We start from the raw sequence: 15556 nt of genomic DNA on the forward strand, positions 1-15556 counted from the left end.
ACTGGCTATACTACTCTGCAAAGCAATTCATCTATTACTCCTTTATAATACACCGTATTCCTAAAAGAGTCGCACCCATTTGATTTTTGAACGAAATTAGGTATTGTAGAGGAGCCAGTGCGTTGCGGTGAATCCAGCGCTGTAGGCGGGTTTCCCGCCGTAGGCGACTGGTGAACCCGAAGGGAGGTTCCCTCCGTTGTAGCAACTGGCGTTGTGTTAGAACGGAGTTCGTAACGCACTATTATCAAGGGTTTGATGCCGTACTCTCCGCGCTCACATCCTACGTATATTTTCAGAAATCAAACCGGATTCCTATGGTAGGTTGCTGTAGATATGAGGTGATAGCCATAACAAACGAATAATCTCATATTGCAGAAGATTTAAAACACATACTATTACCAAAATATTCACTGATAAAAACCACCTTTGACAATCCAATCGTCTCAGGAATTAAATATCGCTTGCTCAACAGACAATCTGGTTTGTGGGGCATTGCTGACATAAGGGACTTCCAAATAAAAAAATACTCAACTACTTCTTGTGGGGTGGGCAACATGAGCGCCCATATACAAAGGCGGGCAAGATGCCCACCCCACAAGATTGGGTAATTTATTTATTGGAAGTCCCTAAGCTCTTTAGCCAAAAGCTTCTAGCATCACACATAATGGCAGATGCCGTGTGGTACTAACTATTTAATACTTTGTCCTCTCGGTAATAATTTGGGTGTAAAGCTTAAGTTCAATCTCAAAATCTCGATTTTCACTGGTAAAGATAGTTCAGAATTGGCAATCTTGATAAAGAAAGTTTGTATATATCTAGACTATCAATCAATGAATAAAACTGCTGCACTTAAATCTCCCCGCTTGGCAACCTCCACTAAAAAAAGGGCGCTTAAGCGAATTACCTTAAACTTGACATCAGATGAAGCCCAGAACCTTGAAAAGTATTGCGAACAGACAGGAAGTCCAGCAATAGATGTGATTCGGAAACTCATTCAAGCTTTACCTTGACCTGATTTCTCACGCCAAGTCTGAAAAGTCCTAGTCCAGAAGAGTCATAGTTAAAGCAGAAGATGTTGCAAATTTTAACAAGAGTTTTAAACTTTACTCTGTCGAACTCACATTACTATTAACGCTCTTCTTTTTCTCTGAAAAAATAAAACATTTGTAGATTAGTTTTAACAAAGTGAAACCCAACAAACTCAAGGATTCTTGGTGTTGGGTTTCGTTCTTCAAAAGCCACTTAGTTGTCAACCAGTTTTACTCCCCTCAAGAACCAAGATTGCGTTGGCAGAATACCTCTTTATATCGTTCTAATTAGATTCATAATTGAAACTAAATTGCAATAAGTTTCAACTTAATAACGTGCAGAAAAGCCTTAACCTAAATTTGTACTAAGTTTAACTCAACCTTTGCTTACGCTGTATGCCTTAGTAAGAAGATTGTGTAGTAACTATAGTAATATACTGTATTTTTATCGGTTTTTAGATGTATCGTTCCCATTAATCCAAAGCTACAAGTCAAATTGGAGGTTCTTACGAGTTGCTATTTACTCCATTAAGGCTCGGAAATTTATGAGACTGCAACCGATCCAATTACGTATATTCTGAGCCCAATTCACTGGAGCGTAGACCCATGAGACGCACAGATGCTGTTTGCGTAGCCTAAAACCAGGTGTCTACATCAACAGTATGATATCTGCATATTTTCTGTGGAGTTTTCTTAACTATTCTTGAGGAGTACAAATGCTTGAGGCTATCGCTGTTGCTTGGTTATTACTGTTTTTTGGCGATTTTCTATCTACATTCCTTTACCACGTACCTGAGCACGTTTTTGGTAGCCTTCATTTAAAAACGCACCACTCCTGGAAAAAAGACTTCCGCCACTACGCTATTTTGACTTTTAATCCCCAGGTTCTTTTAGATGGTATCTTAGGAGCTTTTCCTTATTTACTCATAGCAGTAGTTTTGTGGTCTTTCTCTCCCATTGGTGTTATCTCTGGATTACTGTTTGGTCAGTTTCATGTCTGGTGGAGACACATAAGTGTACTAGGTTGGCAAACTTCAAAGCCTGTAAATATTTTATGCCAAATTTTCTTTATTACTACTCCTGAGAGACACTGGTTACATCATCACAAAACTAATTTAGGTTTCGGTGATATTTTCACCTTCTTTGAACAACCTGCACAAATGTGGTTACGCTGGCTTCGACTACTCAGACTTCGTTTTCGTTACTCTCGAATCTAACTGAAGCTACTGCCGATATAAATACTTTTAATAAGTACAAAAAGAAGCTGCGATCGCGGCTTCTTTTTGTACGCTATGGATATTTTGCCAGAGAGGAGATTATTCCAGTCTCAGAAATACACTAGTAACAAGAAACATCAATTGTCCATAGATTTAAATCTATGCATTTATCGAATTATTAAAGCTTTATTTATAGTGTTTTTAGGGCGTGTCGTCAAATAATAAGCGAGTAAACGAGCAGAAGGAACCTATGTAAGGAGTTTCAAGGTATCTGCTAACGCTCAACTTTGCTGTTATATCGTCAACGTTTTTGGGAAAACTAGTCTTAATCTTAATTAGTAAATTATTATATCCCTAGATTTTTATGACAATTCCTCTCTTTTCCAGAGATGCTCGGCGTAGCTTGTTTATCCGTTCGCGGAGCGTCCCGCAGGGAAGGGGCGAAGAAGGCAGGAGGGAGCAAATGAGTAGGGGATGCAACCCCTACTCATTTGAAGCCACTGTTGCATTAGCTTTCTGTAGGGTACGAGAATTCACTGACAGTCTTAAACCCTTACTGCTTCTGCCTCGTGGCTTCATCGTTCAAATTAATAACTCGGCTAGCTTGAATGCGGTCAATTTGCAACCTACTGTTTATGAGGTGTTTTATGCCCGCAGTTAGCCTTAGAAAGATGCTCAATAAAAAAGAGTTGCCATCTCTCTTTAATAACTTAGTCCACCAGTTCGGCATTGCGGTTGATGTTGAACTGATAGACGGCACGAAACTAATTAGCATTGGGGAGCGAACTAAGGAAAATCGATATCCAGTCGAGGTTTCAGGAGAAATAATCGGTTGGGTTGTTGGCGGAGAACAGGCAATTATACTTGCGACTTTGCTCTCATTTCTGGCCAAGCAGGAAGCTGAGAAGAAAATACTTGCTAAAGAATTGCTAGAGCGATACCAGGAAATTGATTTGTTTGAGGATATCTCGACTCAACTCACAACAAGTTTAGATACGCGACAGATTGCCCAACTCGTGCTTCAAGAATTGAGCCAATTAATTGAATCATCTGCGGGGATGATTCTGCTCCTGAGTCCAGATGTAACTGCCTTTGAAATCATTGCCGAATTTGGAGTGTTTTTTGACGATAGTCAGCCGGAACCGGGCAAGGGAATTATTGGCAATATTGTGCAATCCAACCGGGCAGAACTCGTCAATGATGTGCAAGCCGATCCTCGATTAAATGGGCAAAAAAACGTTAGCGCCATGATTTGTGTACCGTTAAGAGCCAAGGAGCGGGTACTGGGAGCGATCGCAATTGGGACATCGAAAAGTGACTCGTACAAAGCTGAACACCTGAAACTTGTGAGTATCTTTGCCTCTCAAACAGCGATCGCCATTGACAAAGCTTTGCTTTACGAGCAAAGCACTCAAGCAGCAGTCCAGGCAAAAGCCCAGACACAGAAGCTTCAGCAAGCTCTCCACGAGTTGCAATTAGCCCAAACTCAGTTAATTCAAAGCGAAAAAATGTCCAGTTTAGGGCAACTCATTGCCGGAGTTGCCCACGAAATCAACAACCCGGTTAATTTTATTTGCGGCAATTTAAGGTATGTTGCCGAATATTCCCAAGACTTGTTGCACCTATTGGAAAAGTATCAGAACTTCCTACCTGTTATTCCTCCAGAGTTGGAATCAGAGTTAGACAATATAGACCTGGAATTTATCATCCAGGATCTCCCCAAACTGCTAGATTCGATGAAAGTGGGCACCGATCGCATCGTCGAAATTGTCCAATCTTTGAAAAACTTTTCTCGCCATGATGAAGCCGAAATGAAAGCCGTCAACATCCATGATGGCATCGACGGAACGTTAATGATTCTTCACCATCGCCTGAAAGCAGATGCTCGCCGTCCGGCAATTGAAATCGTTAAAGATTATGCAAAACTTCCCCTAATTGAATGCTACCCCGGACAGTTGAATCAAGTGTTTATGAACATCCTGGCAAATGCCATTGATGCGCTCGAAGAGTCATTAGTCATTAGTCATTCGTCATTGGCATCAAACGAATCACAAATAACAAATGACAAAGGACAAATGATACTTCCGAGCATCACTATTCGTACCCAAGTTATCGATCGCGAGTGGGTTGTGATTCGCATTGCCGACAATGGACCAGGGATGAAGGAGGAGATTATCCGACGCATTTACGATCCCTTCTTTACCACAAAAGAAGTTGGTAAGGGAACCGGGTTAGGCATGGCAATCAGCTATCAAATTGTTGTAGACAAACATCGAGGAATGCTCAAGTGTCGTTCTCACCCAGGTGAAGGCACAGAGTTCTGGATTCAAATTCCGTTAAGTTGTGCAGTGGTGGACGCTACAGAAGAACAAAATTTTATCTCTGCCTCGCCAACTGCCACAACGGAATTATCCCCCACTCCCGATGCCGACGGCTTCATTCCATCAGCAGCGCCAATGCTCAAACCAACGGATTTGTTGATCCGCCATACTCAACTGATCCAGCGACTCTCACAGCACAATCCAGATGTGGAAGGTACGTCACCCGATCAAATTTACGAGATGTTCCAACGCCACCCAATTTCGTTAAAGCTTTACGCCACTTTGTTGTCTTGGTTCTGTTGTTCTAACCCTACCCAAATACGTCACTAAAGAAACCTTAACTATGTTTAAGCAATTTGATGAATATAACAGTCAGCTATTTGAACAATGTCCTATTGGGCTAGTATTATGCCGAACAGATGGGACGCTAATTAACATTAATTCTGCCTATGCTGCCATTTTAGGGCGCACTGTTCCAGAAACTCTGAATCTGTGCGATCGCCAGATTACTCCTGAAAACTATACCGCCATTGACCGATCTAGCCTAGATAACCTCAAACAAACAGGTCGCTACGGCCCTTATGAGAAAGAGATAATCCACAAAGACGGGCATCTAGTTCCGGTTAGGATTTCTGGACTAATGATTGAGAAAAATGGAGAGCAACTAATTTGGTGTAGTGTGGAGGACATCAGCGACCTTCGACACGCCCAGCAAGAACGCCAACATACTGAACAAATTCTGAAACAGAGTGAAGCCCGATACCGCTCTCTAGTGACAGCTACTGCACAAATTGTTTGGTTAAGTACACCAGAAGGAATTTGCTTTGAAATGGTAAGTTGGGTAGCCTATACAGGTCAAACTCTAGCTGAAACGGAAAATGGGGGCTGGATTAATGCCGTTCATCCTGACGATCGCGATCGCACCACCCTTGTCTGGGGTACAGCCGTGACAAACCTCCGCCTCTATGAAGTTGAATACCGGATTCGTAGCAAAGACGGCAGCTACCGCCACTTCTTTGTTTGTGGTGCCCCCGTGATAGCAGAAGACGGCAGCATCCGCGAGTGGGTTGGCACCTGCACCGATATTCACGATCGCAAACTAGCAGAACAAACTCTGCAACAGAACGAACAACGGTTTCGCTCTCTGGTGAGTGCGAGTTCACAAATGGTCTGGACGGCATCCCTGGAAGGAATGGTCAACGCTGAAATAGCTGGCTGGGAGGCATATACAGGTCAGAGTGTAGCCGAAATGATGGGCTGGGGCTGGTTAGATGTCATACATCCCGATGACCGTCCCCGCAGTGCCGAAGTTTGGAGTGCTGCTGTGGCGAATCGGAGCCTTTATCAAATTGAATACCAGATTCGCGCCAAAGACGGCACTTATCGCTACTTTTTTGCCAATGGAGTTCCGGTTTTAGAAGCAGACGGCAGCATCCGCGAATGGATTGGCACCTGCACTGATATTCACGATCGCAAGGTAGCAGAACAAACTCTGCAACAGAGGGAAGAACGGTTTCGCTCTCTAGTGACTACTATCTCACAACTTGTCTGGGTATGCACAGCAGAAGGACTGGCGGTGAGCAGTGAAATGCTGACCTGGATGGCGTACACGGGTAAGAGTGCAGCCGAAGTTGAGGGCTTGGGCTGGATTGACACCATTCATCCCGACGATCGCGATCGCGCACTCCAAGTCTGGAATGCAGCCGTGGTCAGCCAGAGCTTCTATCAAAACGAATATCGGCTGCGTGGCAAAGATGGCAGCTACCGCCACTTTTCTGTCTGCGGTGCCCCCGTCATGCAAGCAGACGGTAGCATCCTGGAGTGGATTGGCGCTTGCACCGACATTCACGATCGCAAACTAGCAGAACAAACTCTACAACAGAACGAAGAACGGTTTCGCTCTCTGGTGACTGCTATCTCACAAATTGTCTGGGTAGCTACCCCTGAAGGACTCGCGGTAAGCCATGAAATGCCTACCTGGTTAGCGTACACAGGTCAGAGTGCAGCTGAAGTTGAAGGTTTGGGCTGGCTCAATCCGATTCATCCCGACGATCGCGATCGCACAGCCCTTGCCTGGAGTACTGCTGTGGCGAATCGGAGTCTCTTTCAAACTGAATACCGCTTTCGTAGCAAAGACGGCAACTACCGCCACTTTTATGTCTGTGGTACCCCGGTGTTAGAAGCAGATGGCAGCGTCCGGGAATGGATTGGCACTTCCACCGATATTCACGATCGGAAGCTAGCAGAAGCGGAAAATCAACGGTTGATGAATATGTTGAATCATTCCAGCGATGCCGTCATTGTCCGCGACTTCGCCGACAAAATCACTCACTGGAGTCAGGGGGCAGAACGGCTCTATGGCTGGAACTGTGAAGAAGTGAAAAACCAAGACATCATTCACAACCTGCTACACACAATCTTTCCAAAACCGCTAAAGGAAATCCAGACAGAGTGTTTACAGCAGGGCACATGGTTCGGGGAACTGCAACACCTTACCCGCGACGGTAGATATATTATTGTCCAGAGTCGCTGGACAATGCAACTGGATGCATCCGGCCAACGCTGCGCCACACTGGAAATTAATACCGATATTACTGCTCGTAAACAAGCAGAAGTCGCTCTACGCCAACTGAATCAAGAACTAGAAACCAGAGTTTTAGAGCGGACGGCTGCTCTGCAAAATACCTTAGCAGAAACACAGGGATTAAATGCCATTCTAGATAACTTAGCAGATGGTTTGTTAGTGGCAGACACCGCAGGACAAATTACCCACTTCAATCCTGCCTTTTTAGCCATGTATGAATTGACAGCTAGTGACCTCAACTGTCACTACCGAGAACTGCCAATATCTGGTTTAGCAGAACTAGTTGCACAAACTCAGTCTCATCCCGGAGAGGTGTTCTCTGCCGAAGTTGAACTGACCAAGGAACGCATTGGTCAGGCAGTGGCAACCGCCATTTTCAAAAAGACGACAGATCGAGAACCCGCTACCTGCTTCGGTTCGGCGCTGCTGATTCGGGATGTGACAGCAGAAAAGGAAATTGACCAGATGAAGACCGATTTCATCTCCACGGTTTCCCATGAACTGCGAACGCCACTGACTTCTGTTCTGGGTTTTGCATCGATCATTAAAGAAAAGCTAGAAACCGATGTGTTTCCAATGCTTTCTGCCGAAGACCGCAAGCTTCAGAAAACCATCAAGCGGGTGGGTGATAATCTCAACATTATTGTGGCTGAAGCAGAACGGCTCACGTCTTTGATTAACGATGTTCTGGACATCGCCAAGATGGAAGCAGGTAAGGTGGAATGGCAGATGCAGCCCATTGATCCCAGGGAATTACTGGATTGGGCCACCAATTCTACAGCCTCGTTGTTTCAAACCAATGGCTTGCAGTTAGTCAGTGAAATTGAACCTGGACTGCCTCAGATATTAGGCGATCGCAACCGTCTGCTGCAAGTTTTAATCAACCTGATTTCCAATGCCGTTAAGTTTACCGAATCTGGTTGTGTCACCTGCCGCGTCAAACAAGAAAACGAAGGTGTTTGCATCAGCGTCATCGACACAGGTATTGGTATTGCACCTGAAGATCAGCCAAAAGTATTCGAGAAATTCCGCCAAGTTGGTGACACCCTCACCGATAAACCCAAAGGCACTGGGTTAGGACTGCCCATCTGTAAACAAATCGTCGATCATCACGGCGGTAGAATTTGGGTTGAGAGTGAATCAGGTAACGGCAGCATATTCTCATTCATCATTCCCACCTACGCCAGCGATCAAAAAAACACTACTAATCTGAATCTAGAGACCTTAGTCAAACAACTCAAAGAACACGTCATCACCACAAAAACTGTACTGAATGAAAAACGTAAAACCATTTTGGTTGTAGATGATGACGCTAACATTCGGGAATTGCTTCGTCAACAACTGGAAAACGAAGGCTATAATGTTCGGGAAGGAAAAGACGGCGTAGATGCAATTCATCAAATCAAAACAGCCCGTCCCGATCTGATTCTCTTGGACGTAATGATGCCCCAAATCAATGGTTTTGATGTGGCAGCCGTTCTCAAAAACGATCCTCAGACCGCAGACATCCCGATCATTATTTTGTCAATTATTGAAAACAAAGAACGGGGCTACCATATTGGTATCGATCGCTATCTCACTAAGCCCATTAACACAGAGAAACTTCTCAACGAAATAGGCTCACTACTTTATCAGGGTACTTCTAGTAAAAAGGTATTAGTTGTAGATAAAAATGCATCAGCCTTAAAAACCCTATCGGATGTACTGCAAGCTCAAGGATACAACGTAATTGAAGCCTCCAATCCCCAAGAATGCATCAATAAAGCCCTTTCAGCCAAACCTGACATGATCATCATTGATTCTATCTTTTCTCAAGAAGGCGATTTGGTGAAAACCCTACGCTTTGAGAAAGAGTTGGAAAATGTATTCTTTATTATGCTGTCCGATCAGTAATCTTTCCTACTGGGAATGGGGAATGGGGAATGGGAAGTTCAGAGGAAAGATGATTACTTTCAGCTTTGAACTCGAAACTTCAACCTCTGAACTAGAAACTTCGATCTCTAAACACAAAGCGTAAAGCTTAGAACTTACAATTCCCAATCCCCAATTCCCAATCCCCAATTCCCAATCCCCAATCCCCAATTCCCAAATCTTATGACCCAGAAAATTTTGATTGTTGACGATGAACCCAATATCTTAATTTTGATGGAACAAGCCTTAGAAGCATTAGAAGACGAGGGTGTTGAACTTCTAACTGCTAGAAATGGAGAAGAAGCTCTCGAAACTATTAAAGCTGAAAAACCAAATCTAGTTTTTCTTGATGTGATGATGCCTAAAATGAACGGTCTGCAAGTCTGTCACATTGTGAAACACGACTTGCAAATGACTGATGTATACATTGTAATACTGACAGCTAAGGGACAGGAATTTGATAAACAAAAAGGAATTGAAGTTGGTGCAGATTTATATCTAACTAAACCATTTCGCCCCAAAGAAGTACTTGAAAAATCAATGCAGGTTTTGGGCTTTTGAGTAAAATTATGAATAATCTTAAAACTTACGCATTAACAAGAAATACCAAGTATAAGTAGAACAGGGTAAATAATTAAAGGTTTGTAGTGAGAACTTTAGTTCTCAAATCAGGACTAAAGTCCTTACTACGAACTGATTTTCGCTAAAATTACATTACTTTACATAGTTTGTTTTTTCAAGTCGTTCTACTTAGATGATTTGAAAACCGTCTTCTTCAGACGAAGAATCGTTGACAGATGATCAAAGACACATGGGCGGCACGAACAATATAATTAATTTCTAACTCAGCCACTGCCTTATGGCTGAGTTAGAAGCACTTTCAATTGCCGATTACACGTAATAACCCTTACGTGTAAATATTGGCTGCGTATACTGCGATTTAAAGTAAAAAATAGTTAAGTAATTATAAATACTGTAGTTGTTCGAAGTTTTTCTAATTAAATATTATCTAATATTCAATATTTACCTGTGTAAATTTATACAAGCTTTATCGGCTATTGCATAACATAGATTTACGCGCAATCAATGCAAGAATATGAAAAAATTTCTGGGTGTTTTAATGGTTTCTAGTCTAGTAGGACTAGGAGCATTCTCTACCGTTAACAAAGCTCAAGCCGCATCCCTGACAATCGATCCTACAGACACCTTTTTGAGAACCTACGCTGACACAACTTATTACCAACGTGTGAATACTGTTGCTGGTAACACTAAAGCTATATCCCTAACAGATTTAGGTTTGAAAGGTGGCGACTCCATCAGCCTGAATATTTCTGGTAAATTTAACACGAGTGTTTGGAGTCCAGGTCAAAGAAGCGACATGATAGGGGTATTCAGTACCTCAGATCAGCTCCTTGATACATCTTCTAAACAACGTGTGGTTAATGCTGTAGCCCTCAATCAGCAAGATGCCAATCAATATAACTACACTCAGAACACATGGACTTCTAATACTTTGTTTGATTCTACCGCCTCCCCAGACTCTACCTTTGACCCTGGCAAAAATGCTTATATGTGCAGCGATCCAACCCTGAGTGACCCTAACAGAATCTGCGGTCAACAAACATTATTTGATGGTGTTTTTGGTATCTTCGGTGAGACAACACTTACAATTCCCACCACGGCGACTTTTTTGTTCCTGGCTGTGAACGATGTTTTTTATAGTGACAATACTGGAAGTATATTGATAGACATTGACAAAACAGGAACTGTGGATAATCTGCTTTCAGTCCCAGAACCTAATGCTGTTCTTGGTGTGCTGGCAACGATCGCACTAGCATTGAAAATGAAACGCAAGCAACAAATTGCTAAATAACCCTCTTCTGTGACTCTCCGAAAACTTTTGCCATACTGAAAAACCATATATGTCGTAGGGGCAATACCCAACGGTAAGCTGCTTTGCGTCTACATAAATTGCCCCTACAGCGCAGGTTTATTTACCATCCAAGAATGATTAATAAAAACCTGAAATGACATACTTACTTTGATTCACAACATAATTATTTTGTGTAGTGCCTAAATCCTAGCTTTTTACCTGGTTTCGCACTACTGGGAATAATCGGCACAAATCTGGTTACATTTCGTTAATGGATCAACGGTTCACAGTACTCATATCAGGGTAGCGATCGCCTGCTGCAATTCCTTTTGGTGCAACTGCTTCCAGTCGATTCAACTCTTCTTCAGTCAGGGTAATTTCGGTAGCTGCAATATTCTCCTCTAAGTAGGTACGGCGTTTTGTACCAGGAATTGGGACAATATCTTCTCCTTGAGCCAATAGCCATGCTAGTGCAAGTTGACTAGCAGTTACTCCTTTTTCGGTAGCGATCGCTTTCACTTGCTCGACTAATTGCAGGTTCTTATAAAAATTCTCCCCTTGAAAGCGAGGCGCATTTCTACGATAGTCATCAGGAGCTAGATCGTCAGGGCTGGCGATCGCACCTGATAAAAACCCTCTTCCTAATGGGCTATAGGCAACAAACCCAATTCCTAATTCCCGCACAGTAGGTAAAATTTCATCCTCTGGTTCTCGACTCCAAAGCGAGTATTCTGTTTGCAGTGCCGCAATGGGGTGGACTGCCACAGCCCGCCGAATTGTCGCCGGAGCAGCCTCTGAAAGCCCCAAATAACGGACTTTTCCCAGCTTGACTAACTCCGCCATTGCTCCTACAGTATCCTCAATGGGTACGGTTGTATCTACCCGATGTTGATAATAGAGGTCAATGACTTCCACTCCCAAACGTTTGAGTGAAGCATCACAAGCTTGATGGACATATTCGGGTTTGCCATTAACTCCTTTAAAACCACCCTCTTCAGTGCGGACATTGCCAAACTTGGTTGCTAATACTACTTTATCTCGGCGATCTTTAATTGCTTTGCCTACTAATTGCTCGTTAGTAAAAGGCCCGTACATATCAGCAGTATCAAGAAAATTAACTCCAAGTTCCAAGGCTCGATGAATTGTTGCGATCGCCTCAATTTCATCACGGCCACTATAAAACTCCGACATTCCCATGCAACCAAGTCCGATAGCTGAAACTTCTAACCCAAGTTTCCCTAGCTTTCTGGTTTTCATCAAATAATCTCCTAGTCAGTAATTGCTCAGACAAAATCAACTCCTTCAGGATTATCCCTTTCTCTATTACTCAGTCATCTACACTTAGAAGTATTTATTTAAAAAATATATACACATCATAAATTTGAAATAATACGAACTCCTTTTTCACACATAGTTTCTTTTAGCTTTTGATAGAGAACATCATCATGAACTAGCAAACCCTGTTTAGTTTTTGTGTTGACAATTAAATATCTTGGTTCTTTTTCTGAAGGTGAAGCATTAAATTTTAAGAGTGCCCAATTAGAGTCCAAGCCATTCTTCCATAGATATGAAAATTCTTCTAAGTTGGTGTTCATATCAATACTTTTTTTAAACTAAATCTTACTTAGCAAAGAGAATTGTAGAATGTGTTAGACCGGAGTTCGTAACGCACTATTATCAAGGGTTTAATGCCGTACTCTCCGCGCTCACATCCTACGTATATTTTCAGAAATCAAACCTGATTCCTATAGAAACCTAGAAGATATTTAACGTAGTTTTAAGGTTTCAGGGAATCTTTTTGCTTCTAAAACCCAAAAAATTGGTCTAATCTGAAAAACCTACCCATAAGAGCCTCGTCTGCTTATTCAGAAGCGAATTCTGGGAAACCTTAATTTGTGAGAGCGAGAGGCTTTTGCCAGAAGGAACTAGAATTAGGAAACACCTAGCTGGGTTCTTCTGAATTTTGAAATTAGGAGTGCATGTGTGCCAAAATCCCCTAAATATTTGCTGATTGGCTCAACCGAGACTTATAGCGGTAAATCTGCAACTGTTCTGGGTTTGTCTTATCAGCTACAGCAAAAAGGACTGGATATTACCTACGGTAAACCGCTTGGTACGTGTCTAAATTCGTCTAGTGGAACCGTAATTGAGGAAGATGTCCAATTCATCGCTCTTAGCCTCAATTTGCCGGAAAACCGTGTTGCACCTACAATGCTGGCTTTGGATGAACTCAATGTGCAAAAGCGCTTACGAGGAGAAGACAAAACCGATTATCAGCAGTCCCTAATAGAGCAATATTTGCATAAATCCCAAGGAGATTTGGTGTTACTGGAGGGGCCTGGTGATTTTTCTGAAGGCAATTTGTTTGACTTGTCGTTGCTGCAAATTGCTGAAGTATTGGATGCTGGCGTGCTGTTGGTAAGCCGCTATAAATCGTTGGTTTCAGTCGAGGCGCTATTGGCTGCTAAAGGGCGTATGGGCGATCGCTTGATGGGAGTTGCGATCAATGATATCCCTGTCACTCAATTAGAAACGGTTGACACTCTCTTGCGTCCGTTTTTGGAAAAGCAAGGGATTCCCGTGCTAGCAATGCTGCCAAACAGCGATTTGCTTCGCAGCGTCAGTGTTGGCGAATTAGTCAAGCAGTTAAAAGCTGATGTTCTCTGTCGCAACGATCGCATGGATTTGTTGGTAGAAAGTCTGGCAATTGGAGCGATGAATGTCAACTCTGCTGTCAAATATTTCCGCAAACGCCGAAATATGGCAGTTGTAACTGGAGGCGATCGCGTCGAAATTCAGCAAGCGGCTTTGGAAACATCTACCCAATGTCTAATTCTCACCGGGCAACTACCACCGCCCCCGTTCATTCTCAGCCGCGCTGAAGAACTAGAAATCCCCATTTTATCTGTTGATTTAGACACTCTCACCACTGTCGAAATTGTTAACCGCACTTTCGGACAAGTCCGCCTCCACGAACCGATTAAGGTTCACTGCATTCGCCAGTTAATGTCTGAGCATTTTGACATTGAACGCCTGTTATCTAAACTGGGTTTAACTCCAGCAGCAGCATTGTCTTAGATTCATCAAGCTAAACAATTAAGAGCATCTATGCTCAATTATCAGGTAGGAGCCTGTATTACTGGCGAAGAAAAAGTCGGCACGCTGTCACCTCAGAGGCGACGGCGGGCTGTCTCTCTCCGCCCCATAACTGGGACGTGCTTCGTTGTAGCAGCTAATCCAAAAACAGGCATATTTCCGTAAACCGCCTCATACCTTCCCGGTTCGATTAAATTAAGTTTCGTGCCAAATCCCAACACTGCTATCAGCACCAATGGCTTGATTAAACCTCTGCCAAGCTTTGAGATGTGCATCAGCTAGATTTCTAGCAAAACGCTCCAAATCCTCAAACGATCGCCAATATTGAATCAGTCCACCCCTCGCGGGTAAACACATTGGCTTGCTTGCTTACACCAAGTAATTGAGTTATTGAACCAAACAGTCCAAAAGTTGTAGCAATCTCTAACTCAAGTTTTCCTCGCACCTACACGCTGTTTGGTAAAATATCTGGGTCGTTTAATCGGATTATGTCTATCTTTGAGCCAATCAACAGACCTTATTAACCTCGATACATTAGCGCAAGAACTGGCGACAATCCAACAAACGGGTTCCAAAAAAATCGCCTTGCTGGGTTCTCGTCACGTTCCGATTACGCATCAGAATCTGATTGAAATGATGACTTATGCCCTAGTTTTATCGGGTAATCGCATCATTACTTCTGGTGCTACAGGTACAAATTCAGCTGCCATCAAGGGAGCAACACGGGCTGATGCAAATTTGTTGACGGTGATTCTACCCCAAAGTCTGGAACGCCAGCCTTTGGAATCGCGCCAGCAGCTAGAACAGGTAATGCATTTAGTGGAAAATCCCAGTAATGATAATCTGTCTCTTGCCGAAGCTAGTTACCTCTGCAACAAGGAAATTGTCTCCCGTTGCCAGCAACTGATCTGTTTTGCGTTTCACGACAGCCGCACATTGTTGCAAACTTGTCAAGATGCAGAAGAACAAAGAAAAGTGGTAACGCTTTTCTACTTTGATTAGTCATTTGTCATTTGTCTTTTGTCATTTGTATTTGACTAATGACTAATGACTGATGACTATGACTAATAACCAACAACAATAAGTAATGATAATTTTTTTGTACTCGATCGCTGCTGCTGCGGTTCTGATTTACCTGCTATTTTTGGTAGTAGCTTATGCCCGTGTGCGGATTGGCAATGAAATGCTTGCTACTCCTCGCACGATGGTTGATAAATTACCGCCTTATGCCCAACGAGCTACTTGGGCACATCAGAACACCTTTGAAGCCTTTATGGTATTTGCCGCCGCCGCATTGATGGCTTATGTAACGGGTGTAAATTCTTCTACAGCACAACTAGCTGCGATCGCCTTTGTCGTGGTTCGTTTGCTATACTCAATTTTTTATATTTTGAATATACCCCTTTTGCGTTAGCGTAGCTCCTCTGAAAGAGGCTCGCTCATGTTTGCTACTGGCATCCTTGGCTCTGCTACTCTCATCTTCTTGAGCATCATCCAAGCTACTAATTTCAGTAGGGAGTGGGGAC

At 43.0% G+C, this 15556-nt stretch carries 13 protein-coding genes and 1 pseudogene; 11 read left to right on the forward strand and 3 right to left on the reverse strand.

The window, feature by feature from the left end; all coding sequences use genetic code 11:
* Nucleotides 1-671 precede the first annotated feature (671 nt).
* The 7 genes from CDG77_RS38955 to CDG77_RS29685 all read left to right on the forward strand — a co-directional run bounded on the left by CDG77_RS38955 (nucleotide 672) and on the right by CDG77_RS29685 (nucleotide 10934).
* The gene (locus tag CDG77_RS38955; protein WP_317615944.1) at nucleotides 672-1010 is read left to right on the forward strand and encodes a hypothetical protein; all 339 of its coding nucleotides are present in this window, start codon (nucleotides 672-674) and stop codon (nucleotides 1008-1010) included.
* Between the two features lie 734 nt (nucleotides 1011-1744).
* Complete coding sequence (locus tag CDG77_RS29660) at nucleotides 1745-2245, forward strand: fatty acid hydroxylase (RefSeq protein WP_094332835.1); 501 nt, start codon at nucleotides 1745-1747, stop codon at nucleotides 2243-2245.
* Nucleotides 2246-2609: 364 nt separating this feature from the next.
* A complete protein-coding gene (locus CDG77_RS35860; protein WP_143857120.1) occupies nucleotides 2610-2906 on the forward strand; it encodes a hypothetical protein in 297 nt (98 codons plus the stop codon).
* A complete protein-coding gene (locus tag CDG77_RS29665; protein ID WP_094332836.1) occupies nucleotides 2893-4896 on the forward strand; it encodes an ATP-binding protein in 2004 nt (667 codons plus the stop codon). Before CDG77_RS35860 ends, CDG77_RS29665 begins: the two co-directional genes overlap by 14 nt.
* A gap of 13 nt (nucleotides 4897-4909) precedes the next feature.
* Nucleotides 4910-9043 carry a PAS domain S-box protein gene (locus CDG77_RS29675; RefSeq protein ID WP_190234100.1) on the forward strand — a complete coding sequence of 1378 codons (4134 nt, stop codon included), beginning with the start codon at nucleotides 4910-4912 and terminating at the stop codon, nucleotides 9041-9043.
* A gap of 201 nt (nucleotides 9044-9244) precedes the next feature.
* Nucleotides 9245-9622 carry a response regulator transcription factor gene (locus tag CDG77_RS29680; protein WP_094332837.1) on the forward strand — a complete coding sequence of 126 codons (378 nt, stop codon included), beginning with the start codon at nucleotides 9245-9247 and terminating at the stop codon, nucleotides 9620-9622.
* A gap of 535 nt (nucleotides 9623-10157) precedes the next feature.
* Nucleotides 10158-10934 (forward strand): PEP-CTERM sorting domain-containing protein, encoded by a 777-nt coding sequence (locus CDG77_RS29685; protein ID WP_094332838.1) that lies wholly within the window; start codon nucleotides 10158-10160, stop codon nucleotides 10932-10934.
* 276 nt (nucleotides 10935-11210) lie between these two features.
* Here the strand turns inward: CDG77_RS29685 and CDG77_RS29690 are convergent, their stop codons facing one another.
* Together CDG77_RS29690 and CDG77_RS29695 are read right to left on the reverse strand one after the other, a co-directional pair.
* Nucleotides 11211-12191 (reverse strand): aldo/keto reductase, encoded by a 981-nt coding sequence (locus CDG77_RS29690; RefSeq protein ID WP_094332839.1) that lies wholly within the window; start codon nucleotides 12189-12191, stop codon nucleotides 11211-11213.
* A 116-nt stretch (nucleotides 12192-12307) separates the two neighbouring features.
* Complete coding sequence (locus CDG77_RS29695) at nucleotides 12308-12529, reverse strand: hypothetical protein (protein ID WP_094332840.1); 222 nt, start codon at nucleotides 12527-12529, stop codon at nucleotides 12308-12310.
* 388 nt (nucleotides 12530-12917) lie between these two features.
* Here CDG77_RS29695 and CDG77_RS29700 point away from each other — a divergent pair, with 388 nt between their 5' ends.
* Both CDG77_RS29700 and CDG77_RS38075 read left to right on the forward strand, forming a co-directional pair.
* The gene (locus tag CDG77_RS29700) at nucleotides 12918-14012 is read left to right on the forward strand and encodes a phosphotransacetylase family protein (protein ID WP_094332841.1); all 1095 of its coding nucleotides are present in this window, start codon (nucleotides 12918-12920) and stop codon (nucleotides 14010-14012) included.
* Nucleotides 14013-14042: 30 nt separating this feature from the next.
* On the forward strand, nucleotides 14043-14195 hold the full coding sequence (locus CDG77_RS38075) for a hypothetical protein (RefSeq protein WP_223270046.1): 153 nt from the start codon (nucleotides 14043-14045) through the stop codon (nucleotides 14193-14195).
* Between the two features lie 30 nt (nucleotides 14196-14225).
* Here the strand turns inward: CDG77_RS38075 and CDG77_RS38080 are convergent, their stop codons facing one another.
* The gene (locus CDG77_RS38080) at nucleotides 14226-14387 is read right to left on the reverse strand and encodes a monooxygenase family protein (protein WP_223270047.1); all 162 of its coding nucleotides are present in this window, start codon (nucleotides 14385-14387) and stop codon (nucleotides 14226-14228) included.
* A gap of 141 nt (nucleotides 14388-14528) precedes the next feature.
* On the opposite strand from CDG77_RS38080, the gene CDG77_RS29710 reads away from it, so the two are divergent.
* Together CDG77_RS29710 and CDG77_RS29715 are read left to right on the forward strand one after the other, a co-directional pair.
* Nucleotides 14529-15032, forward strand: a complete 504-nt coding sequence (locus CDG77_RS29710; protein ID WP_094332842.1) for a DNA recombination-mediator protein A — start codon at nucleotides 14529-14531, stop codon at nucleotides 15030-15032.
* 85 nt (nucleotides 15033-15117) lie between these two features.
* Nucleotides 15118-15556, forward strand: a pseudogene (locus CDG77_RS29715) (MAPEG family protein); the annotation flags it as partial.

It is taken from the genome of Nostoc sp. 'Peltigera membranacea cyanobiont' 213, assembly GCF_002245975.1.
Classification (GTDB): domain Bacteria; phylum Cyanobacteriota; class Cyanobacteriia; order Cyanobacteriales; family Nostocaceae; genus Nostoc.